This window comes from Actinophytocola sp. (assembly GCF_035634895.1).
In the GTDB taxonomy this organism is placed as follows: domain Bacteria; phylum Actinomycetota; class Actinomycetes; order Mycobacteriales; family Pseudonocardiaceae; genus Actinophytocola.
The window spans coordinates 1-21,867 of record NZ_DASQCC010000166.1; the positions used below are offsets into that span (position 1 = coordinate 1).

18 protein-coding genes are annotated in these 21,867 nt (G+C 71.9%); 11 read left to right on the plus strand and 7 right to left on the minus strand.

Features of this window, described 5'->3' with window-relative positions; genetic code table 11:
• The coding region (locus tag VET29_RS24770) for an NTF2-like N-terminal transpeptidase domain-containing protein (protein ID WP_324924553.1) at positions 1–583 on the minus strand (583 nt) is incomplete at its 3' end.
• Positions 584–696: 113 nt separating this feature from the next.
• On the opposite strand from VET29_RS24770, the gene argG reads away from it, so the two are divergent.
• Positions 697–2,118: an argininosuccinate synthase gene (gene argG, locus VET29_RS24775; protein WP_324924555.1), complete on the plus strand. Its 1,422-nt coding sequence runs from the start codon at positions 697–699 to the stop codon at positions 2,116–2,118.
• 473 nt (positions 2,119–2,591) lie between these two features.
• Here argG and VET29_RS24780 read toward each other — a convergent pair whose 3' ends face one another.
• Positions 2,592–3,623 carry a maleylacetate reductase gene (locus VET29_RS24780; RefSeq protein ID WP_324924557.1) on the minus strand — a complete coding sequence of 344 codons (1,032 nt, stop codon included), beginning with the start codon at positions 3,621–3,623 and terminating at the stop codon, positions 2,592–2,594.
• Between the two features lie 103 nt (positions 3,624–3,726).
• Here VET29_RS24780 and VET29_RS24785 point away from each other — a divergent pair, with 103 nt between their 5' ends.
• Positions 3,727–5,706, plus strand: coding sequence for an aldo/keto reductase (locus VET29_RS24785; protein ID WP_324924559.1), 1,980 nt, complete (start codon positions 3,727–3,729; stop codon positions 5,704–5,706).
• A 185-nt stretch (positions 5,707–5,891) separates the two neighbouring features.
• Positions 5,892–7,850, plus strand: coding sequence for a potassium transporter Kup (locus VET29_RS24790; protein WP_324924562.1), 1,959 nt, complete (start codon positions 5,892–5,894; stop codon positions 7,848–7,850).
• A 27-nt stretch (positions 7,851–7,877) separates the two neighbouring features.
• On the opposite strand, the gene VET29_RS24795 is transcribed toward VET29_RS24790, so the two are convergent.
• Entirely contained in the window at positions 7,878–8,366 is a 489-nt protein-coding gene (locus VET29_RS24795; RefSeq protein ID WP_324924564.1) for a glutathione peroxidase, read from the minus strand.
• 22 nt (positions 8,367–8,388) lie between these two features.
• Entirely contained in the window at positions 8,389–9,000 is a 612-nt protein-coding gene (locus VET29_RS24800) for a DedA family protein (protein WP_324924566.1), read from the minus strand.
• A 262-nt stretch (positions 9,001–9,262) separates the two neighbouring features.
• Here VET29_RS24800 and VET29_RS24805 point away from each other — a divergent pair, with 262 nt between their 5' ends.
• The gene (locus VET29_RS24805) at positions 9,263–10,741 is read left to right on the plus strand and encodes an AMP-binding protein (RefSeq protein WP_324924568.1); all 1,479 of its coding nucleotides are present in this window, start codon (positions 9,263–9,265) and stop codon (positions 10,739–10,741) included.
• 3 nt (positions 10,742–10,744) lie between these two features.
• Here the strand turns inward: VET29_RS24805 and VET29_RS24810 are convergent, their stop codons facing one another.
• The gene (locus VET29_RS24810; protein ID WP_324924570.1) at positions 10,745–12,577 is read right to left on the minus strand and encodes a hypothetical protein; all 1,833 of its coding nucleotides are present in this window, start codon (positions 12,575–12,577) and stop codon (positions 10,745–10,747) included.
• 193 nt (positions 12,578–12,770) lie between these two features.
• On the opposite strand from VET29_RS24810, the gene VET29_RS24815 reads away from it, so the two are divergent.
• The gene (locus VET29_RS24815; protein ID WP_324924572.1) at positions 12,771–14,519 is read left to right on the plus strand and encodes an ABC transporter ATP-binding protein; all 1,749 of its coding nucleotides are present in this window, start codon (positions 12,771–12,773) and stop codon (positions 14,517–14,519) included.
• An 82-nt stretch (positions 14,520–14,601) separates the two neighbouring features.
• Here VET29_RS24815 and VET29_RS24820 read toward each other — a convergent pair whose 3' ends face one another.
• Together VET29_RS24820 and VET29_RS24825 are read right to left on the minus strand one after the other, a co-directional pair.
• On the minus strand, positions 14,602–15,327 hold the full coding sequence (locus VET29_RS24820) for an AfsR/SARP family transcriptional regulator (protein WP_324924574.1): 726 nt from the start codon (positions 15,325–15,327) through the stop codon (positions 14,602–14,604).
• A gap of 112 nt (positions 15,328–15,439) precedes the next feature.
• A complete protein-coding gene (locus VET29_RS24825; RefSeq protein WP_324924576.1) occupies positions 15,440–15,646 on the minus strand; it encodes a hypothetical protein in 207 nt (68 codons plus the stop codon).
• A gap of 194 nt (positions 15,647–15,840) precedes the next feature.
• Here VET29_RS24825 and VET29_RS24830 point away from each other — a divergent pair, with 194 nt between their 5' ends.
• From VET29_RS24830 to VET29_RS24855, 6 genes are read left to right on the plus strand one after another with little or no spacing between them, the layout of a single operon-like run.
• On the plus strand, positions 15,841–16,419 hold the full coding sequence (locus tag VET29_RS24830) for a DUF4255 domain-containing protein (RefSeq protein WP_324924578.1): 579 nt from the start codon (positions 15,841–15,843) through the stop codon (positions 16,417–16,419).
• A complete protein-coding gene (locus VET29_RS24835) occupies positions 16,416–17,144 on the plus strand; it encodes a carboxypeptidase regulatory-like domain-containing protein (protein WP_324924580.1) in 729 nt (242 codons plus the stop codon). The genes VET29_RS24830 and VET29_RS24835 overlap by 4 nt, the downstream gene beginning before the upstream one ends.
• Positions 17,145–17,159: 15 nt before the next feature.
• On the plus strand, positions 17,160–19,406 hold the full coding sequence (locus tag VET29_RS24840; protein ID WP_324924582.1) for a phage tail sheath C-terminal domain-containing protein: 2,247 nt from the start codon (positions 17,160–17,162) through the stop codon (positions 19,404–19,406).
• 23 nt (positions 19,407–19,429) lie between these two features.
• Positions 19,430–19,888, plus strand: a complete 459-nt coding sequence (locus VET29_RS24845; RefSeq protein WP_324924584.1) for a phage tail protein — start codon at positions 19,430–19,432, stop codon at positions 19,886–19,888.
• A gap of 1 nt (position 19,889) precedes the next feature.
• On the plus strand, positions 19,890–21,365 hold the full coding sequence (locus tag VET29_RS24850; RefSeq protein ID WP_324924586.1) for a phage tail sheath subtilisin-like domain-containing protein: 1,476 nt from the start codon (positions 19,890–19,892) through the stop codon (positions 21,363–21,365).
• Positions 21,362–21,862: a phage tail protein gene (locus tag VET29_RS24855; protein ID WP_324924588.1), complete on the plus strand. Its 501-nt coding sequence runs from the start codon at positions 21,362–21,364 to the stop codon at positions 21,860–21,862. The genes VET29_RS24850 and VET29_RS24855 overlap by 4 nt, the downstream gene beginning before the upstream one ends.
• Positions 21,863–21,867: the final 5 nt, after the last annotated feature.

The window sequence follows — 21,867 nt, forward strand, 5'->3', positions numbered from 1 at the left end:
CGGTCTCGGTCCAGGTGAGCAGGGGCGTGCCGTCGCGGTCGAGAACCGCCGGCTGCCCGACGCCGTCCCGCATCGCCAGGCTCTGCCCGGCGGCCAGCCGCGGGTGCACGATCCCGGGCCGCCACTGGACCCGCCACCCGGTGCCGGCCTTCACCAGGCGCAGGCCGCTCTCGTACTCCCACGTGCGGTCGGGGCCCAGCCGCCAGGTCAGGGTGAACCGCTCGTCGGCCGCGGTCGCCTCGGGCGGCGGGGTCACCAGCGTGGGCCGGGCCGTGGCGGCCGAGGGTTGGAGCGTGCGCCACACGTCGGCGAGCTGCGTGGTCGCGGCCCGCTCGTCGTCGGTCAGCCGGCCGGCCGCCGCGGCCTGACCGTGCGTGAGCGCGTCGAGGAACTGGTTGGTCACGTCGGTCGCGGTCAGCTCCGGCGGCGGCGCCGAGGTGGTCGGCGACGCGGCGTTGTCGCCGTCCGGCCGGAGCTGGAGCAGCCCGACGAACGTGATGACGGCGGCCAGCAGGGCACCGGCGCCGATGATGAGGGTCTTCTTGGTGCGGGAGGTATACCTCTCCCGTTGGTCTGCGGACACGGACTTCCCCCAGGACGTCGTCCCCCGACCCAGCCACGTCACACCATACCGGTCGGGCGGTTCTCGGCGGGGTCCACCATGCCGTCCCGGGTCCCGCGTCCATACTGGACCGCGTGTCGAAGGTCCTGAGTGAGCTCCCGGTCGGTGAGCGAGTAGGCATCGCGTTCTCCGGCGGTCTGGACACCTCCGTCGCCGTGGCGTGGATGCGCGAGCACGGTGCCGTGCCGTACGCGTACACCGCCGACGTCGGCCAGTACGACGAGCCGGACCTCGCGGCCGTGCCCGACCGCGGCCTCGCGTACGGCGCCGAGCGGGCGCGGCTCGTGGACTGCCGTGCCGCGCTGGTCGAGGAGGGGCTGGCGGCGCTGGCGTGCGGCGCGTTCCACATCCGGTCGGCGGGGCAGGTCTACTTCAACACGACGCCGCTCGGCCGGGCCGTGGTCGGCACGCTGCTGGTCCGCGCGATGCACGCGGACGACGTCGACATCTGGGGCGACGGGTCGACGTTCAAGGGCAACGACATCGAGCGGTTCTACCGCTACGGGCTGCTCGCGAACCCCAACCTGCGGATCTACAAGCCGTGGCTGGACCGGGCGTTCGTGACCGAGCTGGGTGGCCGGCACGAGATGTCCGAGTGGCTGACCCGGCACGACCTGCCCTACCGCGACTCGGCGGAGAAGGCGTACTCGACGGACGCGAACATCTGGGGTGCCACGCACGAGGCCAAGCGGCTGGAGCACCTGGACACGTCGATCGAGATCGTGTCGCCGATCATGGGCGTGGCGTACTGGGACCCGTCGGTCGACATCCCGGCCGAGGACGTGACGGTGGAGTTCACGCAGGGCCGCCCGGTGGCCGTCAACGGCAAGCAGTTCGACAGCGCGGTCGACCTGGTCCACTTCGCCAACGCGGTGGGCGGGCGGCACGGTCTGGGCATGTCCGACCAGATCGAGAACCGGATCATCGAGGCCAAGAGCCGCGGGATCTACGAGGCGCCCGGGATGGCGCTGCTGCACGTGGCCTACGAGCGGCTGCTGAACGCCATCCACAACGAGGACAGCGTGGCGATGTACCACATGGAGGGCAGGCGACTCGGCCGGTTGTTGTACGAGGGCCGCTGGTTCGACCCGCAGGCGCTGATGCTGCGTGAGAGCCTGCAGCGGTGGATCGGCTCGCCGATCACCGGGAGCGTGACGCTACGGCTGCGGCGGGGACAGGACTACTCGGTGCTCGACACGACCGGGCCGGCGCTGAGCTACCACCCGGAGAAGCTGTCGATGGAGCGCAGCCAGGACCCGGCGTTCGGCCCGGACGACCGGATCGGGCAGCTGACGATGCGCAACCTGGACATCGCGGACTCGCGCAGCAAGCTGGAGCAGTACACGGCGACCGGGCAGCTCACCCCCTGGGACGGCATGATCGGGTTGATCGGGGAGCTGTCACCCGGCGGGGCCGAGGCCATCGCGGGCGTGGGCGCCGAGGGCGAGGAGGCGGACGCCCTGGACCGCGCGGCAATGGAGTCCGGCACCGACTGAGCCTCGCCGCTCGCTGGAGTCCGGCACCAACCGAGCCTCGCCGTTCGCTCCCTACGGCCCGGCTGCCCCCATATCTGTCGTGGTACGGCCGGCGGGAAGGCGCGCGCCCGAACTCCTGGACCGCGCGTACATTGCCGTGCCGGGCGGCTGGGCGGCGGAATGCGGGCGGCCGCGACCACCTCGGCCGAACTCGTCTGCCGCGCGCACATCGTTGTCGTGCCCGGCCGGGCAGGGCCGGGCCGGGCGGCGCCGGGCCGAGCGGCAGTGCGGTCGGGCAGTGCGGTCGGGCGGCCGGGCGGCTGGGCGGCGGAATGCGGGCGGCCGCGACCACCTCGGCCGAACTCGTGGGCCGCGCGCACATTGTTGCCGTGCCCGGCCCTGCCGGGCAGTGCGGCCGGGCCGTGCCGGGCAGTGCGGCTGGGCGGCTGGGCGGCTGGGCGGCTGGGCGGCGTGCCGCGGTCCCTCAGGGAACGTCAGTCGGTCGCCGGCCGGTCGCCGGCCCAGGCGTGCTGGAGCAGGTCGCGGATCCCGTCGCGGGTGAGCGGGGCCGGGTTCGGGTAGGGCCGCTCGGTGGCGAGCGACGCGGCGCGGTCCAGGTCGGCCTCCGCGAGGCCCAGCTCACGCAGCGAGGTCGGACCGCCCGCGGTGACGACGAGGTCGTGGACGGCGGCCGGGGCGTCGGCCGCGCCGAGGACGCCGGCGACGCGGCGCATCGCGTCCGGGGCGTGCGTGGCGTTGTACGCCATGGCGTGGGGCAGCACGACGGTGTGGGTGGGCGCGTGCGGGAGGTCGAACGAGCCGCCGAGGGTGTGGCAGAGCTTGTGGTGCAGCCCCATGCCGACGGCGCCGAGGCACATCCCGGCGAGCCAGGCGCCGTGCAGCAGTTCCTCGCGGTCGTCGTCGCGCAGCCCGCGGGCGAGCCGGCCGATCGCGTCGAGGGCCATCCCGTCGACGATCGGGTTGGCGTCGGGGGAGTACAGGGCCTCGACGGCGTGGGCGAGCGCGTTCACCGCACTGGTCACGGCGATGGGCCTGGGCAGGTCACGCGACAGGTCGACGTCGTAGACGACGGTCTCGGGAAGGATGTCCGGCGACGACCGGGTGGTCTTGACGCCGTCCCGCGTCTCGCCGAGCACGGACGTCACCTCCGAGCCCGCGTAGGTGGTCGGCAGGATGACCTGGTCGACGCCGGTGCGGACCGCGAGCGCCTTGGCGAGCCCGGTCGCGGACCCGCCCCCGACGGCGACCACACAGTCCGCGTCGACCTTCCGCAGTACCGCCAGCGCCCGCTCGGTCACGTCGACCGGCGTGTGCATGGCCGCCCCGGCGAACCGGCCGGCGACCAGTGGCCCGAGTGCCTCCTCGACCGCGTCCGCCCGGCCCGGCCGGGCCAGGAGGAGGACGCGGGACCGGCCGAGCCGCTCCACCTCCGCGCGGACCTGGCCGACCGTGCCGGTCCCGAACACGACGTGGACGGGCAGCGCGGTGTAGGAGAAGCGTGTCATCGTCCCATTCTGCGCGTCCGGCGAGCGGGCGCGGGATCGCCACCACTCCGGTCCCCGCTCGCGTCATCTGTGCTCGCGGCCGCCGACCAGTAAGATCACGCCAGTGGTAGACGAGCTGAGCTGGGGCGTCATCGGCCCCGGGAGGATCGCCCGTGCGTTCGCCGGGCAGTTGCCGAAGTCGCGGACCGGGCGGCTCGTCGCCGTCGGCAGCCGGGACAAGACGCGGGCCGAGGCGTTCGCGGCCGAGTTCGGGGCCGCGCGGGCCTACGGGTCCTACCAGGAGGTGCTCGACGATCCCGAGGTGGCGGCCGTCTACCTCGCGATCCCGCACCCCGGGCACGCGCGGTGGGTGGTCCGCGCCGCCGAGGCCGGCAAGCACGTTCTCTGCGAGAAGCCCCTCGCCATGACCTGGGCGCACGCGATGGCCGCGGTCGAGGCGGCCCGCCGGCACGACGTCTTCCTGATGGAGGCGTTCATGTACCGGTGTCACCCGCAGATCCAGCTCCTCACCGAGCTGGTCCGGGACGGCACGGTCGGCGCCGTCCACCAGATCCAGGCCTCCTTCGCGTTCGCGACCACGTTCAACCCGGCGGGGCGGCTCTTCGCGCCCGAGCTGGGCGGCGGCGGGATCCTCGACGTCGGCGGCTACCCGGTGTCCGCGGCCCGGCTCGTCGCGGGCGCCGCCCGGGGGCTGCCCTTCGCCGACCCCGTCGGCGTCACCGGCGCCGGCCACCTCGGGTCGACCGGCGTCGACGAGTGGGCCGTCGCGACCCTCGACTTCGGCGACGGGCTGACCGCGCACGTCAACGCCGGCGTCCACCTCGCCGCCCCCGATGTCATCCGGGTGGTCGGCAGTGCGGGGTACCTGGAGGTCACCGATCCGTGGGTACCGGCGCCGGACGCGCCGGGGCGGGTCGTCGTGCACCGGGTCGGCGAACAGCCGCGCGAGATCGGGACCGAGGCCACCCCGCAGTACGCCGCCGAGGCCGACGCCGTGGCCGAGCACCTCGCCGACCGGCAGGCGCCGGCCATGTCCTGGGCGGACAGCCTCGGCAACGCCGCGACCCTCGACAGGTGGCGGGCCGCGATCGGGCTCGAGTACCCGAGCGAGCGGACGGTGGCGACCGTCCACGGTGGACCGCTGCGTTCCGGCGACGGGATGCCGCACGGTCGCCTGCCCGGCATCGACAAGCCCGTGTCCCGGCTGATCATGGGCGTGGACAACCAGCGCGACCTCACCCACGCGTCGGTCATGTTCGACGACTTCGTCGAGCGGGGCGGCAACACGTTCGACACCGCGTGGCTCTACGACCGCGGCCGGCTGGAGCGGCTGCTCGGGCAGTGGGTGGCGAGCCTAGGGGTCCGGGACCAGGTCGTGATCGTCGGCAAGGGCGCGCACACGCCGCACTGCGACCCGGCGTCGATCCACACGCAGCTCGCGGAGTCCCTTGACCGGCTCGGCACCGACCACGTCGACCTGTACCTCATGCACCGCGACAACCTGGACGTGCCGGTCGGCGAGTTCGTGGACGCCATGGAGGCCGAGCGTGCCGCGGGCCGGGTGCGCGCCTACGGCGTGTCGAACTGGACGCTCGACCGGGTGTCGGGGGCCGCGTCCTACGCCGCGTCGCACGGTCAGGCCGGCTTCGCCGCGCTGAGCAACCACTTCAGCCTCGCCGAGGCCTACGACGTGCCGTGGGCCGGTTGTGAGCACGTGACGGACCCGGCGTCCCGGAAGTGGTTGCTGGACCACGATCTCGCGCTGCTCCCGTGGTCCAGCCAGGCCCGCGGTTTCTTCACCGGCCGCGCCCGCCCGGACGACCGCTCCGACGCGGAGCTGGTTCGCTGCTACTACAGCGACACCAACTTCGCCCGCCTCGCCCGCGCCGAGGAACTGGCGGCCACCCTGGGCGTCCCGACCACAGCGGTCGCCCTGGCGTACGTGCTACACCAACCGTTCCCGACCTTCCCACTCATCGGCCCCCGCACCCTCACCGAGACCCACGGCTCACTACGCGCCCTCGACATCCCCCTCACCCCCGCCCAGGTGTCCTGGCTGGACCACGGCACCCCTAACCCCTAACCCCCCGCGAGTCCCGCGTTCAGTCATAGCGAGTCCCGCGTTCACGCACCCCGAGTTGCGGTTTCGTGCAGGTCCGTATGCACGAAACCGCAACTCACCATGTTCGAACGCGGGACTCGGGGGTGTGCGAACGCGGGACTCGCGGGTTTCAGCGGGGGTGGCGGGCTGCGGGTATCGTCCGGGCCGTGGCCGAACAGCATGTCACCACATCGGACATGGAGTCGCCGTCCGAGTCGCCGGTGGTGAAGACGCCGGTGCGCGACACGGTTCGTCTGGCGATGGTGGTCGCCGCGCTGGGGGTGGTGTTCGGGGACATCGGGACGAGTCCGCTCTACGCGCTCCAGACGGTGTTCAACCCGCACGACCCGCATCCGGTGCCGGCCACCGAGTACAACGTGCTCGGTGTGGTGTCGCTGATGTTCTGGTCGGTGACGATCATCGTCACGGTGTTCTACGTCGTGCTGGCCATGCGGGTCGACAACGACGGTGAGGGCGGCGTGATGGCGCTGATCACCCTGATGCGGCGGTTGGGTACGCGCTGGGGTCGCAAGGCGACGATCGGGCTGGCGGCGTTGGGGATCTTCGGCGCGTCGCTGTTCTTCGGCGACTCGATGATCACCCCGGCGATCTCGGTGCTGTCCGCGGTCGAAGGTCTCAGGGTGGTCGAGCCGAGCATGGGTGAGCTGGTCGTGCCGATCACCGCGGTGATCATCTTCGGGTTGTTCCTGGTGCAGAAGCGTGGGACGGCGGCGGTCGGCCGGGTCTTCGGGCCGGTGATGATCGTCTGGTTCACGGTCATCGGCGCGCTCGGGGTGATCGGGATCGTGGACGACCCGGCGATCCTGCGGGCACTGTCGCCGACCTACGCGATCGGCTTCGTGGCCGGGCACTTCGGCATCGCGTTCTTCGCGCTCGCCGCCGTGGTCCTGGCGTTCACCGGCGCCGAGGCGCTGTACGCGGACATGGGGCACTTCGGCAGGCGGTCGATCACGCGGGCCTGGCTGTTCCTGGTGTTCCCCGCGTGCATGCTGAGCTACCTCGGGCAGGGCGCGCTGATCCTCCACGACCCGTCGAACGTCAGCAGCCCGTTCTTCCTGCTGGCCCCGTCGTGGGGCCGGGTGGCGCTGGTCCTGCTCGCGACGGCCGCGACCGTGATCGCCTCGCAGGCGGTGATCACCGGCGCGTACTCGGTGGCCTCGCAGGCCGCGCGGATCGGCTACCTGCCGCGGCTGCGGATCGCGCACACCTCCGAGACGGAGATGGGGCAGATCTACGTGCCCTGGGTCAACTGGCTGCTCATGGTCTCGGTGCTCACCCTCATCTTCGCGTTCCGCAGCTCGACGGCGCTGGCGTACGCGTACGGCGTCGCGGTGACCGGGACGATCACGACCACGATCACGCTGTTCTTCTTCATCGCCCGGGTGAAGTGGGGGACGCCGCGGTGGGTGCTCATCGCCGGCGCGGTCCTGCTGCTGACGGTGGACCTGCTGTTCCTCGCGGCGAACCTGACCAAGATCACCCACGGCGCGTGGCTGCCGCTGCTGATCGGCGTGACGATCTTCACCGTGATGACCACGTGGGAGCGCGGCCGGGAGATCGTGACCACGGAGCGCGCTCGGGCGGAGGGGTCGCTGCGGGAGTTCGTCGAGGAGGTGCGGAAGAAGAAGCTGACGCGGGTGCCCGGGATGGCCGTGTTCCTCAACCGTGGCAAGGAGACGGCGCCGCTGGCGATGCGGGCCAACTGCGACCACAACCACGTCCGGCACGACCACGTCGTGATCATGTCGATCGAGACCGAGCCGGTGCCCCGGGTCCCGGCGGACCAGCGCGTGGAGATCGACGACCTCGGCTACTCGGACGACGGGATCACCCACGTGACGGCCCGGTTCGGCTACATGGAGCGGCCGGACGTGCCCCGTGCGCTGGCCGGCCTGGACCCGGTGGAAACCGAGGGCAAGCTGCGGCTGGACCAGGCTTCGTACTTCCTGTCCAAGATCGAGTTGCAGACGGGCGACGAGCCGACGATGGCACGCTGGCGCAAACGCCTGTTCATCGCCACGTCCTACCTGGCCGCCGACGCCGCGGAGACCTTCGCGCTGCCCCGCGACCGCACGGTGGTCATGGGCTCCCGCATCGACGTGTAGCCGTGGACCGTGCCGACCGTGCCGTCGTCACACGGCGGGCAGCACGGCCTCGATCGCGGTCGTGACGGCCTCGTCCTCGGGGGTGGTGGCCGGCCGGAAGCGGCCGACGACCTTGCCGGCCGGGTCGAGCAGGAACTTCTCGAAGTTCCACTGGATGTCGCCGGCGTTGCCGTCACCGTCCTCGGTGGTCACGAGCTCGGCGTACAGCGGGTGCCGGTCCGGGCCGTTGACGTCGATCTTCTCCATCATCGGGAACGTGACGCCGTAGGTGGTCGAGCAGAACGTCTGGATCTCCTCGGCCGTGCCCGGTTCCTGCCCGCCGAACTGGTTGCACGGGAAGCCGACCACGGAGAACCCGTCGTACCGTTCGTGGATGCGCTCGAGCGCGGTGTACTGCGGCGTCAACCCACACTTCGAGGCGACGTTGACGACCAGCACCGCCTGCCCGCGCAGCTCGGCGAGCGTGGTCGGCTCACCGGACAGCGTGTGAAGCGGGATGTCATAGACCTCTGTCATGGCGTCCACACTAGTCAAGTCCTCAATCAACGGGCGCTCGACGCCGCCGCTTCCGCACGAACAGGAACCCGGCGACGACCAGGACTATCAGGATGATCGGGCCCCAGGCGAGGTAGCGGCCGACGGCGGCCAGGGAGGCGGAGAAGGCGTAGCCGAGGAGTACGGCGCTGGCGCCCCAGATCACCGCGCCCGCGATGTTCCAGGGGAGGAAGACGCGCAGGTAGGGGAGGTGGGCGGCACCGGCGATGCCCGGGGTGAGCGCGCGGAGGACGGCGGTGAAGCGGCCGAGGAGGACGGCCTTGCCGCCGTGGCGGTGGAGGAAGTCGTCCGCCTTCTGCCAGCGCTCCGGCCCGATGCGCCGGCCGATGCGGGACTGGCGCAGGAACGGGCCGAGGTGCCGGCCGACCTCGTAGCCGACGCTGTCGCCGAGCGTGGCCGCGACGATGGCGACGGCGACCATGGGCCACAGGGAGATCCAGCCGTGGTGCGCCGCGAACCCCGCGACGAGGAGCGCGACCTCGCCGGGCAGGACCATGCCGACGAGGATGGCCGCCTCGGCGAACGCCAGGCCGCCGGCGATGAGGTACAGCCAGGCGCCGGCGTGCTCGCCGATCCGTTGCAGCTGGTCCAGCACGCGGCTCCTCCGTCCCGCCGGTTCGTGACTTCGACAGTACGGGCGGACCGGTGGGCGCGCTGGTGTGCGGGGGTGGCGGGTCCCCGCCCCGGGTTCAACGGCCCTTCAACTCACCGTCACCCAATGTTCACGACCGAACACGTTCTGGGGTCGACCGGGTGAACTAGGGGCGGGACTAGGGGAGTCGATATCCCTTTTGCGTAGAACAGAATTGACCAACCCCCGGGGGTGACTCGCCAACTGAGCGAACGGAGATCCCACTTTGTATCCCGGAACCTATGCGCAGAGCGACCCGGACCGCCCCGCGGTCATCCTCGCCAAGACCGGTGAGGTGATCACCTATCGCGAGCTGGACCAGCGGTCCAACGCGTTCGCCCACTACCTGCGGGGCGTCGGGCTCCGGCAGGGGGACGTGGTGGCCGTGCTGATGGACCGCAACTCCCGGTTCCACGAGGTCGCGTGGGCGGCCCGGCGCAGCGGCCTGATCGCCACGAGCGTCAACCGCTACCTGGAGCTGGACGACATCACACACGTCGTCAACGACTCCGGCGCCCGTGTTCTGGTGGTCGACGCGAGCCTCGCGCACCTGGCCGAGCGCCTCACCCCCGACGTGGCACCCGGTGTGACCCACCGGCTCGTGGTCGGCGGGGTGGTCCCGGGCTTCTCCGCCTACGAGCAGGCGGTCGCCGGCCTGCCGACCGAGCCCGTGCCGGACGAGGTCGAGGGCGACCTGCTCACCTACTCCTCCGGCACGACCGGCCGCCCCAGGGGCAGCCGCGAGCGGGTCGGCGGCGGGCCGATCAGCCTGGACACCGACCCGTACCTGCCGCGCGGACCGCTCGGCGAGCTGGGTGACGGCAGCGTCCTGCTCGCCTTCGGCCTGCACCACGGCGCGCCCATGTACCTGACCATGGCCGCGCACCGGCTCGGCGGCACGGTCGTGGTGGTCGAGGACTTCGACGCCGCGGAGACGCTCGAGGCCATCGAACGGCACGGGGTCACCCACGCGATGATGGCGCCGTACATGTTCGTCCGGCTGCTGAAGCTGCCCGAGGCGAAGCGGGCCCGCCACAGCGTCGCCAGCCTGCGCCTGGTGCTGGTGAGCTTCGCGCCGAGCGCGGTGCCCGTGAAGCGCGCGATGATCGACTGGTGGGGGCCGATCTTCGTGCGCATGTACGGGTCCTCGGAGAAGGCGGGCGGCGCGTACATCACGTCGGCGGAATGGCTGTCGCACCCGGGTTCCGTCGGCCGCCCGATCGGCTGCACCGTGCACATCCTCGACGACGACGGGAACGAGCTGCCGCCCGGACAGCTGGGCCGGATCTGCTTCGGCGACGACCTGGTCGACGTCGGTGACGTCGGCTACCTGGACGAGGACGGCTACCTGTACAACGTCGACCGCAAGTCCAGCGAGATCAGGATCGGCGCGGAGGCCGTGTACCCGCAGCTGGTCGAGGACGTGCTGGTCACCCACCCGCTGGTGCTCGACGCGGCCGTGTTCGGCGTGCCGGGCCCGCGGTCGGACATGCAGGTCCGGGCCGTGGTGCAGCTGGTCGACGGCGCGGAGGCCGTCCCGGAACGGGAGCTGATCGCGTACTGCCGGGAGCACCTGACCAGGGCACAGACCCCGGTGGCGGTGGAGTTCGGGCAGGTGCCCCGCTCCGACCACGGCAAGGTGTACCGCCGCCACCTGCAGAGCCGCCACCGCACCTCGGCGGCGGCCCTGCACGTGGCGGCCTGACGCCTACGGCGCCGGGTAGTCCGTGACGTAGACCGGCACGCCGACCCTGGTGGTGTCGGCCGGGGCGCCGACACCGTCGACCACGTGGTCGATCGTGCCGGCGCTCAGGTTCACCGTCATGATGTGGTGCAGGCGCACACCCGGTGCGTTCGGCACCTCGAAGCCGTTCTCCGTGTGGATGCTCGGGTTGTTCTGGTTGAACACGTACACGCCGGCGCCGTGGAGGTTGTGCGTGCGCACCTTGTCGCCCACCTTGTAGCCGGCGAAGCCCTCGACCGAGCCGTTCATCCAGTCGGCCTGCGTCGGCGGGTCGTACGGCAGCTCGTTCTGGTACAGCACGACGTTGCCGCCCTCGCCGTTCCACACGGTGTTGTACCGCTGGAAGTGCTCGACGAACAGCCCGGTCGCGTTGACCCGGTCGCCGTTCACGACCACGCCGTACCGGCCGGTGTTGGTCTGCCAGCGCTGGGTGTCGGTGAAGCCCTCGACGCCGTGGTCGGCCCGCCACACCCAGGTGTGGTCGATCAGCACGTCGTCGCTGTTGACCTGCAGCGCGGTGTCGGTCTTGCCCACGTGTGGGCCGCCGACGCGGAAGTACACGTCCGACAGGGTGGTCGGGTTCCGTGCCGAGCTGCAGCCCCTGCCGTGCCCGTGGGGGTTGCCGACGCGCAGCAGCACCGGCGACTCCCGGAGCCCGGCGTCGATCGTCACGCCGGCGACGATCACGCCGGGCACGTCCGCGACGTCGAGCGGGATGGCGCCGTTCACCGCGGTGAGCGTGGCGTGCCCGAGCCCGAGGACGACGGTGTCGGGCCGGCGGACCTGGATGCTGCGGGCGATGTCGTACACGCCCGGGGTGAGCAGGAGGTTCTTGCCGCGGGCGAGCTCGGCGTTGATCTGGCGGACGTCGACGCCGGGCTTCGCGACGAAGAAGTCCGACAGTGGCACCGTGCGGCCCGGGGTGATGCCGTTCGCCCAGGAGATGCCGCGGCTGCCGGTGCGGGCCGCCGGGACGCGGACGTTGTAGCGGTTCCTGTTGTCGCGGAACAGGTACGGCTTCTCGCGGCTGACCCGGGTGGTGTCGAGGGTGGTGTAGGGCGGGTCGGGGAAGGTGGCCTCGGACGGGGCGCCGACGACGCCGGAGAAGACCTGGTTCCACACGCCGTTGGACCAGCCGGCGACCTCGCTGTTGCGGGTGAGCCACTGCTGCTGCGAGCCGTTGACGGTGGACGGGAGCCGCGAGTCGGCGATGAACCCGCCGCTGGCGTACTGGGGACCGGCGGTGCAGTAGTCCATCAGCGACAGCGTGCCGCCGCGGACGTCGAGCCGGCGCATCGAGACCGCCTGGGACACGGCCCAGAAGTTCGCCGTGGCGCGGCAGTCGTCCTGGCCGGCCGCGTCGATGTCGATCGTCAGGTTGGACAGGGTGCGCCAGAAGTTGACCAGTGCCAGGCAGTTGCCGGTGCCGCCGTCGGCGAGGCAGCGGTTGTAGACCTCGACCTTGCCGTTGATGACGACGTCGCCCGGGGACGCGCCGAGGCCGGCGATCTCGGTGTAGTAGCCGACCTTGACCTGGAGCGGGTGCTCGGCGGTGCCGTACGTGCCGGGGGCGAAGAGGAACGCGTGCCGGGCCGTGCCCATCTCCGCGTCGACCTGCTGGGCGTGCGCGGCGTCGAGCGTGGCCTGGATCTGCTCGACGGGCATGCTCGGCTCGAAGATGGTGACGTTGGCGCCGAGGCTCGGCGGGCGTGACGGCGCGGCCTGCGCGGTGGTGCCGGTGAGTGTGGCCGTCAGGAGCACAAGGGCGAGTACCCACCCGAGCCGCCGGTTCGGCATGCCGTCCTCCGTAATTCTTCAATGAATGCGTGGAAGCGCTCACATGCTCCCCTACCGGGGGCCGCGCGTCGAGACCGGACACGCTCCGCGACCGGCCGGTCACCACGGGATGCCCACGGGCGACAGCCACCCCGGTGCCCCCACCCCGCACCGGAATGTCGGCATCATGGCGGTGAGGGGGAGGAGGTCCCGGGTGAGCACTCAGGACGCGACGCCGGTGTGGCGGGTACTGCTCGGCTATGTCCGGCCGTTCCGGTGGGTGCTCGTCGCCGGGGCGGTGCTGAGCCTGCTGACCGGCGCCACCGGGCTCGCGCTGCCGCTCGTGGTGCGGGAGCTGATCGCCGGGCTGCAGACCCACCGGGGTGTGCTCGGACTGCTCCTGCTGATGAGCGTGCTGGTGCTGGCCAACGCCGCCATTGGCGCGTTCGGGGCCTTCCTGCTGGAGCGGACTGCCGAGTCGGTGGTCCTGCTCGCCCGGCGCCGGCTCGTGTCCCGGCTGCTGTGGCTGCGGGTCCCGGCCGTCGACGCGGCCGAGCCCGGCGACCTGATGTCCCGCGTCACCGCGGACACCACCCTCCTGCGCCAGGTCACCACCGGCTCCCTCGTCTCCGCGGTCACGGGCACGCTCACCCTCGCCGCCACGATCGTCCTCATGGCGACGCTCGACCCGCTCCTGCTGGCCGTCACCCTCGGCGCGCTCGTGCTCGCGCAGATCGTCGTCCGCGTCGTGATCCCCCGCATCCACCGCGCCGCCAAGCAGGCCCAGGAGTCCGTCGGTGCCATGGGTGCCGCGCTGGAGCGGGTGCTCGGCGCCCTGCGCACGGTCAAGGCGTCCGGCGCCGAGCTGCGCGAACGGGACCGCCTGCACGCCGCGGCCGCGGCGGCGTACCGCGGGGGAGTGCGCGCCGCCAAGTGGGAGGCCATCGCCGGCAACATCGGCGGACTGGCCATGCAGCTGGCGTTCATCACGGTGATCGGCCTCGGCGGCGCCCGGGTCGCGGCCGGCAGGATCGACGTCGGCACCCTCGTCGCGTTCCTGCTCTACCTGATCTACCTCATGCCGCCGATGCGCGACCTGATCAACGCGGCCACCCAGTACCAGCGGGGCGCCGCCGCGGTCACGCGTATCCGGGAGGTCGAGGCACTGCCGGCCGAGGACCCGGGGGAGGACCTGCCGCGGCACACCGGCGGGCCCGCCTCGGTGACGTTCGAGGACGTCCGGTTCCGGTACCTGCCGGACCTGCCCGACGTGCATCACGGCGTGAGCTTCGCCGTGCCCGCCGGTGGCATGACCGCGTTCGTCGGCCCGTCCGGCGCCGGCAAGACCACCGTCTTCTCGCTCGTCGAACGCTTCTACGAGCCCTCCGGCGGCCGCGTGCTGGTCGACGGCACGGACGTGCGGGACTGGCCGCTCGCCGGCCTCCGCGCCGCCATCGGCTACGTCGAGCAGGACGCCCCGGTGCTGTCCGGCACCCTGCGCGAGAACCTGCTGTTCGGCGCCCCCGACGCGACGAGCCACCAGGTCGAGGAGGTCCTCGGCGTCACCCGCCTCGCCGGCATGGTCGCCCGGCTGCCCGCCGGCCTCGACACGCCGGTCGGCCACCGCGGCATCAAGCTGTCCGGCGGGGAGCGGCAGCGCATCGCGATCGCCCGTGCGTTGCTGCGCCGGCCCCGCCTGCTGCTGCTCGACGAGGTCACCTCGCAGCTCGACGCCGTCAACGAGGCCGCGCTGCGCGCCACCATCGCCGACGCCGCCACGACGACCACCGTGCTCGTGGTCGCGCACCGGCTGTCCACGGTCACCATGGCCGACCGCATCGTCGTGATGGACGCGGGCGAGGTCCGGGCGGTCGGCACACACGCCGATCTCGTCGCCGCGGACCCGCTTTACGCCGAACTCGCCGCCACCCAGCTACTGGCCGCCGCGGAGCCCGGTCGATAATCCCGGACCGGTCGGTCCAGGATTGATCCCGCCGAATTCAGGCCGGTGCCGACGGTCCACTGTGGATGAACATTTCCTGAATTCAGTGCGCGGTCGGATGTGGTAACAGGTGGCGCAGCGCGTCGGACGGTTCGAGGCCCAGCTCGTCGAGCAGGATGCGCCGGCACTGCTCGTACTGGTGCCGTGCCGCGGCCCGGTTGCCCGCGGCGAGGTGCGCGTCGATCAGCACCCGGTGTGCGCTCTCCCGCAACGGTTCCGCCCGCACCGCGGCGAGCCCGGAGGCCACCGCCTCGCCGTGCCGGCCGACGGTGGTGAGCCGTTTCGCCATGGCCTCCAAGGCATAGAGCCGAAGCTGGTGGTACTGCTCCTGCTCGATGAGCACCCACTCGTTGTCCGACCACTCCGGCAGCAGGTCCGCGGACAGCTCGTCGCGCGTCCGCCGGTCCAGGATGTCGTCGCACCGGCAGGACTTGTCGAGCAGCTGGTGCGCCCTCGCCACCGCGTCGTGGATGTCGACGGTGATGTTGCCCGCCAACGCCATCTCGTGTGCCGAGGCCTCGATCACCCGGTGCCCGGTGCGCAACGCGCGCCACAGCGACGAGCGCAGGTTCGCGTTGGCCCGGGCCGTGGTCGCCTCCGGCCACAACGTGCGCGCCACGTACGTGCGTGTCCGTGGCCGGTCCTGCAGAGCCAGGAACGCGAGCAACCGCTGTGCGCTGGACGACAGCGCCACCCGCTTGTCTCCCACCAGCAGCGTGAACCCCTTGAGCAGCCGCAAAGTCACCAGCTGCGTTACTTCAGTGCGCATCGGCCTCCCCCAGGCTTTGTTCGCACCGATCAGATCGCCCCACCCTGACGGAATTCGCGATCCAGGTGACGAACGTTACGGGGATTATCGACGACGGCGCGTTAACCAGGCGTCACGAAAATGTTGTCGGGCCTGCTCCGAGCTCTTCCAACCAGCTCCGCACGACCGCGAGAACCGCCTCCGTGGAGGTGACCGCGAGCGGCGTGGCCTCGTTCGTGCCGATCGTCGAGAAGACGCGCACCCGGAGACCGGTCGGCTCGCCGCCTTCCAGCCACGCGCGTAGAAGCATGCTGCCGGCGTGTTCCTCGGATGGCTCCACGACGCCAGGATGCGCGCCACCAAGTCACCGGCGCGTCGCCGCCGTGTGTCCGCGTCCGTCAACGCGCACAACGGAAACGGCCCAGTGACGCCGGTGCGACGCGCGGAGGGCGGACCTGCCACGCCACCTCTGCGATGCTGCCGCGGGCACGCCGCCCGGGGCCTTCGCGGCGTGCCTCCCAGGGGAGGACTCGCATGGGCGATTTCGGTGTCGTCGCGGACGTCTCGACGATCATCGTGGACAGGTTGACGCGGGCACTGCGCGACCTGGGGACCGAGGACGGGGCGCCGATGGCGGTGCTGAGCGATCTGGACAAGCCGCCGGAAGGGGTGGTGGCGCTCACGGTGTTCCTCTACGAGATCGCCGAGGACCCGACCTCACGCAACCGGCCGCCGGTCCGTTCCCTGCCGCCGAACCCGTCGACGACCCGCAAACCGCCGATGGCCCTGCTGCTGCGGTACCTGATCACGCCGTGGGGCGGCAGCCAGGTGACCCAGCACCAGATGATCGGCCGCGCGCTCCAGGTCTTCTACGACGACGCGATCTGGACCGGCGAGGAGCTGACCGGCAGCCTCGCGGGCACCACGGACGCGCTGCAGTTCACGCTGACCCCGCTGACGCTCGACCAGAAGTCCTGGATCTGGTACGCGATCCAGAAGCCGTACCGGCTGTCCCTCAACTACGAGGTCCGCGTGGTCAACCTGGACTCACTGGACGTCGCCGACCTCCGGCTCGTGCGGAGCCGGACGATCACCGGGGCGCCGCTGTCATGACCCGCTTCTATCCCGTCGAGACCTCGGTCCTGCACAGCCCGGCCTGGTTCGTGCCGTACGACGAGTTCGCCGGGCGTGCCAGGACCGTAGGCGTGGCAACGGAGCTCGACCGCTTCGACCCGGCCGCGAACGCCTGGGTGCCGCAGGACACGGCGGCCATCCGCACACCGAGCGCCGCGATCGCGTACCCGGAGCTGGGCCGGCGCCGTGGACCGGGTGCCGAGCCGGAGCGGTTCCGGGTCCGGTTCGAGGCCGTCGGGCTCGCGCCGCTGTACCCGGCCGACGGTGAGCCCTTCGACGCGACCGTGACCGGTGTCGAGTTCTTCGCCTACCCGTACGACGACGTGCACCCGCCGGGCGTGCTGAGCGAGCCGAGGCTGGTGCGGTTGCTGCCGGGCGTCGCGTTCCCGTACGGGCCAGGCGTTCGCACGGTGTCCGGCGCCGTCGTCGGGGCGACGACCCGGGCGCCCGTCGCGAACGCGCTCGTCGAGGCGCGCGGTGCCACGAGCAGGGACGGGGTTCCCTGGTTGGAGCGCACCCTGACCGACCCGCTGGGCAGGTTCCGGCTCGCGCTGCGCTGGGAGGGCCAACCGGTCACCGGACCGCCGCCCGAGCAGATCTTCCATCTCACGGCCACCGAGCGGCCGGGACGGACCGGGGCGCTGGACATCCGCCTGCCCACCGAGCGGGATCGCCGGCACGTCATCGAGATCGTCGAGCAGTAGAGAAGGAGCCAAGCCATGCCCGAGTACCTGAGTCCCGGCGTCTTCGTCGAGGAGGTCGACGCGGGGCCACGGCCGATCGCGGGGGTGAGCACCAGCACGGCGGGCATGGTCGGGGTCACCCAGCGCGGCCCGACCACCGGAAAACCCAAGCTGGTCACGAACTTCCTGGAGTTCCAGACCACCTTCGGCGGCTTCCTGCCCGAGCCGGACCCTTCGGTGCGCGACGCCTGGGCCGACAACCCCACCGAGGGCGGCCGCTGGTGGCTGTTCCCCCTGGCGGTCAAGGGCTTCTTCGACAACGGTGGTCAGCGCCTGTACGTCAAGCGTGTCGTCGGCTCCGCCGCCGAGCCGGCCTCCGGCACCCTCGGCCAGGGCCTGGTCAGCCAGATCACCCGCGACGCCGCGGCCGGCTCCACCGCGCTGGAGCTGAGCCACCTGATCGGCTTCGCGGGCGACGACGACATCCAGATCTTCCGCGGGGACAACCAGCCGGTCCACGCCGCCACGATCACCGGCTACGACGTGACCGCGCGCCGCATCGAGCTGGACCCGCCGCTGCCGGCCGGGGTCAAGGCCGCTCGCGGCGACTACGTCCAGGTCGGTCCGCGGCCCGAGGATGCCACGCTGCGGTTCTCGGCGGCGGACCCCGGCACGTGGGGCCACGGTATCCGGGTCCGCTTCACGCCGATGGTGGGCGCCACCCTCCGGGCGCTGCCCGACCCGGACGAGGGCGACCTGTTCGTCACCCGGCTCGCCGAGCCGGCGCCGGAGGACGAGCCGACCATCAAGGTGACGGCGCTGCCCGAGGACCTCACCGCGCCCTTCTCGATCCTGGTCGGCAACCGGCGGTTCGGCGTCACGGCGGTGGACCGCCCGGCGGACGGCCCGGTCGGCCTGACCCTCGACCCCGCGACGCACCCGGCCTGGCCGGGCGGCCTCGCGGTGCGCCGGGTCCGCGCCGCCAACCTGCCGGGCGACGGCACGAAGCTGCGGGTCGCCGGCGCGAACCGCCTCTACCCCGACGCGGTCGTCCAACTCGACTCCGGCACCAGGCTCACCACCCTGTACGTCCAGTCGGTGTCCGGCGACGAGGTCGTCTTCAACGCGGACGTGCCGGCCGGCGTCTTCGAGAACGACCGGCTCCACCTGGTCGAGGGCCGGGTGGACGCCAGCTACGCCGACCCGAGCGGCGGCTCGGTGACCGAGACGTTCGGCAACCTGAGACTGTCCGGCGACTCCCCGTCGAGCGTGGTCGCCACGCTGGCGAGCCGTTCGCGGCTGGTGCGGGCCGACGTCCTCGGCACGATCAACGACCTCACGTCGTTCCCGACCCCGGCGACCGGGACCGCGCTGCCGCTGGACGGCGGCTCGGACGGCCTCGACACCCTGAGCGTGGCCGACTTCGTCGGTGCGGACGGGGGGAGCGGCCGGCGCACCGGCATCGTGGCGCTGGAGGACATCGACGAGGTCGCGATCTGTGCGGTGCCCGGCGTGTGGTCCGGGACCGTGGAGTCCGCGCTCGTCACGCACTGCGAGCAGCTCAGGGACCGGTTCGCGATCCTCGACCCCCAGGACGGCCTGGACATCGAGGGGATACAGGCCTTCCGGGAGCCGTTCGACACCCGCTACGCGGCGCTGTACTACCCGTGGCTGGTGGTCAACGACCCCTCGACGAGCCAGTTCGTCGAGGTGCCGCCGTCCGGGCACCTGGCCGGCATCTACGCCCGCACCGACACCGAGCGGGGCGTGCACAAGGCGCCGGCGAACGCGGTGATCCGCGGCATCCGGCTGACCGACGGCATCGCCCAGGACGTCACCAGGCGGCACCAGGACCTGTTGAACCCCAAGGGGATCAACGCGTTGCGGTTCTTCCCCGGCCTTGGCCAGCGGGTCTGGGGGGCGCGCACGCTGTCGTCGGACACGCAGTGGAAGTACGTCAACGTCCGGCGGCTGTTCCTGTTCGTGGAGGAGTCGATCGACGAGGGCACGCAGTGGGTCGTGTTCGAGCCGAACGACGAGTCGCTGTGGGCGCTGGTGCGGCAGACGGTGTCGAACTTCCTCACCACGGTGTGGCGCGGCGGCGCGCTCGCCGGCACGACCGCCGACGAGGCGTTCTTCGTCACCTGCGACCGCTCCACCATGACCGACGACGACATCGCCAACGGCCGGCTGGTCTGCGTGGTCGGCGTGGCACCCGTCTTCCCGGCGGAGTTCGTGATCTTCCGTATCCAGCAGAAGACCCGCGAGCCCCAGCTCGTCTGAACAGCACCGAAAGGCAAAGGAAAATGCCACCTGTGACGCGGGAAGACCCGTATGCCGCCTACAACTTCCTGGTCATCGTGACCAACGTCAGCGACGACGGTGTCGCGGTGAGCGGGTCGTTCACCGAGGCGAGCGGGCTGGACGTGGAGATGCCGGTGATCGAGTACCGCACCGGCAGCGAGGACATCACCGTGCGCAAGCTCGTGGGGCTCAAGAAGTTCCCGAGCGCGCTGACGTTCAAGCGGGGCGTCACCGGCCACGTCGGCTTCTGGAACTGGGTGAAGGAGGCGCTCGACGGCCGGGTCCGCCGCACGGCCGGCTCGATCGTGATGCTGGACGAGAACCGCCAGGAGGTCATGCGCTGGAACTTCGACCGCGCCTGGCCGACCAAGTACACCGGCCCGTCGTTCAACGCCACCAAGAACGAGATCGCCATGGAGACCCTCGTCCTGGCGGTCGAGAGCCTGTTGGTCGACGTCTGACATGACCGGCGCGGCGCTTCCCGGCGTATCCCTCACCTTCGAACGTGCCGGCTCGGACAGCGAGCCGCTGCGTACCGATGTCGCGGTGTTCATCGGCCGCACCCGGCGCGGACCGGTCGGCGTGCCGGTCCGGGTCGGGAGCTGGAACGACGTCGTGGACACCTACGGGCCGCCCGACGGGCGGTCCGCGACGCCGTACGCCCTGCGCGGCTTCTTCGAGAACGAGGGCCGGGCCGCGTGGGTGCTGCGGCTGTCCGGGCCGGCGACGGCGTCCGCGAGCGCGCCGTGGACGGGCGGGTACGTCTTCGTGGCACGCAGTCCCGGTGCGTGGGCGAACGGCGGCCGGATCACCGTGCGGTACCGGGGGAGCAGCGTCGCGGGGCCGCCGAGCCTCACCGTCCGGGTCCAGGTGCCCGGCGAGCCGGTGGAGATCCTCGCCGGCGTCGCGCCGGACGAGGTGGTGGACCGGCTGGCCACGTCGCGGCTGATCTCGTTGGTGGAGAACGACTCCGGCGGGCCGATCCCGGTGGACGCGCCGATCTCGATGTCCTGGGACCTGACGCTCACCGGCGGCGCGGACGTCCCGCCCGGGCGGGACGAGTACGCCGCGGCGGTGACCGCCCAGGCCGAGCTGCCGGAGCCGGCGCTGGTCGCGTCGCCGGACCTGGGCACGGACCTGGCCGGCGGGGACCACTCGGACCTGGTGCTGTCGCTGCTCGCGACCTGTGCGCCGCTGCTGGACCGGCTGGTGCTGCTGGACGTGCCGCCCGAACTGTCCACTGTGGACGAAGTGGGGGCGTGGGTGGGTGCGCTGACGGACCTCGGCGACGAGGCGCTGCTCGCCGCGGCGGCCGTCTACCACCCGCCGCTGCGGGTGCCCTCCCTGGTGGGCACCGGGTTGCGGACCGTCCCGGCCGCCGGGCACGTCGCCGGGCTGGTCGCCAGGCTGGACGACGAGCGGGGCGCCGCGAGCACCCCGGCGAACGCGACGCTGCTGGACGCGGTGGACCTGGCGGTCGAGTACCCGGAGGCGCAACAGGTCCGCCTGTTCGAGGCGAACGTCGACCTGGTGCGGTGCGTGCGTGGCCGCGGTCTGGTGGTGTGGGGCGGGCGGACGCTGTCCGGTGACCCACGCCGCCGGTTCGTGGCGCACCGCCGGTTGCTGCACGTGCTGGTGCGGGCGATCCGCCGGGTCGCCGCGCCGCTCGTGTTCGACGTGAACTCACCGGAGCTGCGGCTGACCCTGGTCCGGGCGATCACGTCGGTGCTGCTGGAGAACTTCCGGACGGGCGCGCTCGCCGGCACCCGGCCGGAGCAGGCGTTCCGGGTGGTCTGCGACGACACGAACAATCCGTCCACACAGGATCCGGGGACGGTCGTCTGCGACGTCGAGGTCGCTCCGGCGGTGCCGATGGAGTTCGTCCGGCTGCGCCTCGTGCTCGGCCAGGACCGCGGGCTGGAGGTGATCGAGTCATGAGCACGCCGGTCGACCGGTTGCTGGAGCTGAACGAGCCACTCGCCAGGTACCGGTTCCTCGTGACGCTCGACCCGGGGGACGCGTACCTGCCGCCGGCGCAGGCGCAGCTGCTGCCGCTGGTGGCGGCGGGGGCGTTCCAGGAGGTCACGGGACTGGGCGCGCAGCTCGAGGTGGTCAGCTACGCGGAGGGTGGCCGGAACGACTCCGTGCACCAGCTGCCGCTGCGGCACTCGTGGAACCGGATCACGTTGAAGCGTGGCGTCGTCCGCGACCGTCTGTTGTGGACCTGGTACCAGACCGGCCTGAACGACTCGCTGGGCGCCCGCCGCGACGGCGCGGTGATCGTCCTGGACGGCGCCGGCCGGCCGGCGATGGCGTGGGCCTTCCACGGCGGCCTCGCCGCCAAGTGGACCGGCCCGGACCTGCATGCCGAACAGAACGCCGTCGCGATCGAGTCGATGGAGATCGCCCACGAAGGCCTGACGAACGTCCTCTAGGGAGC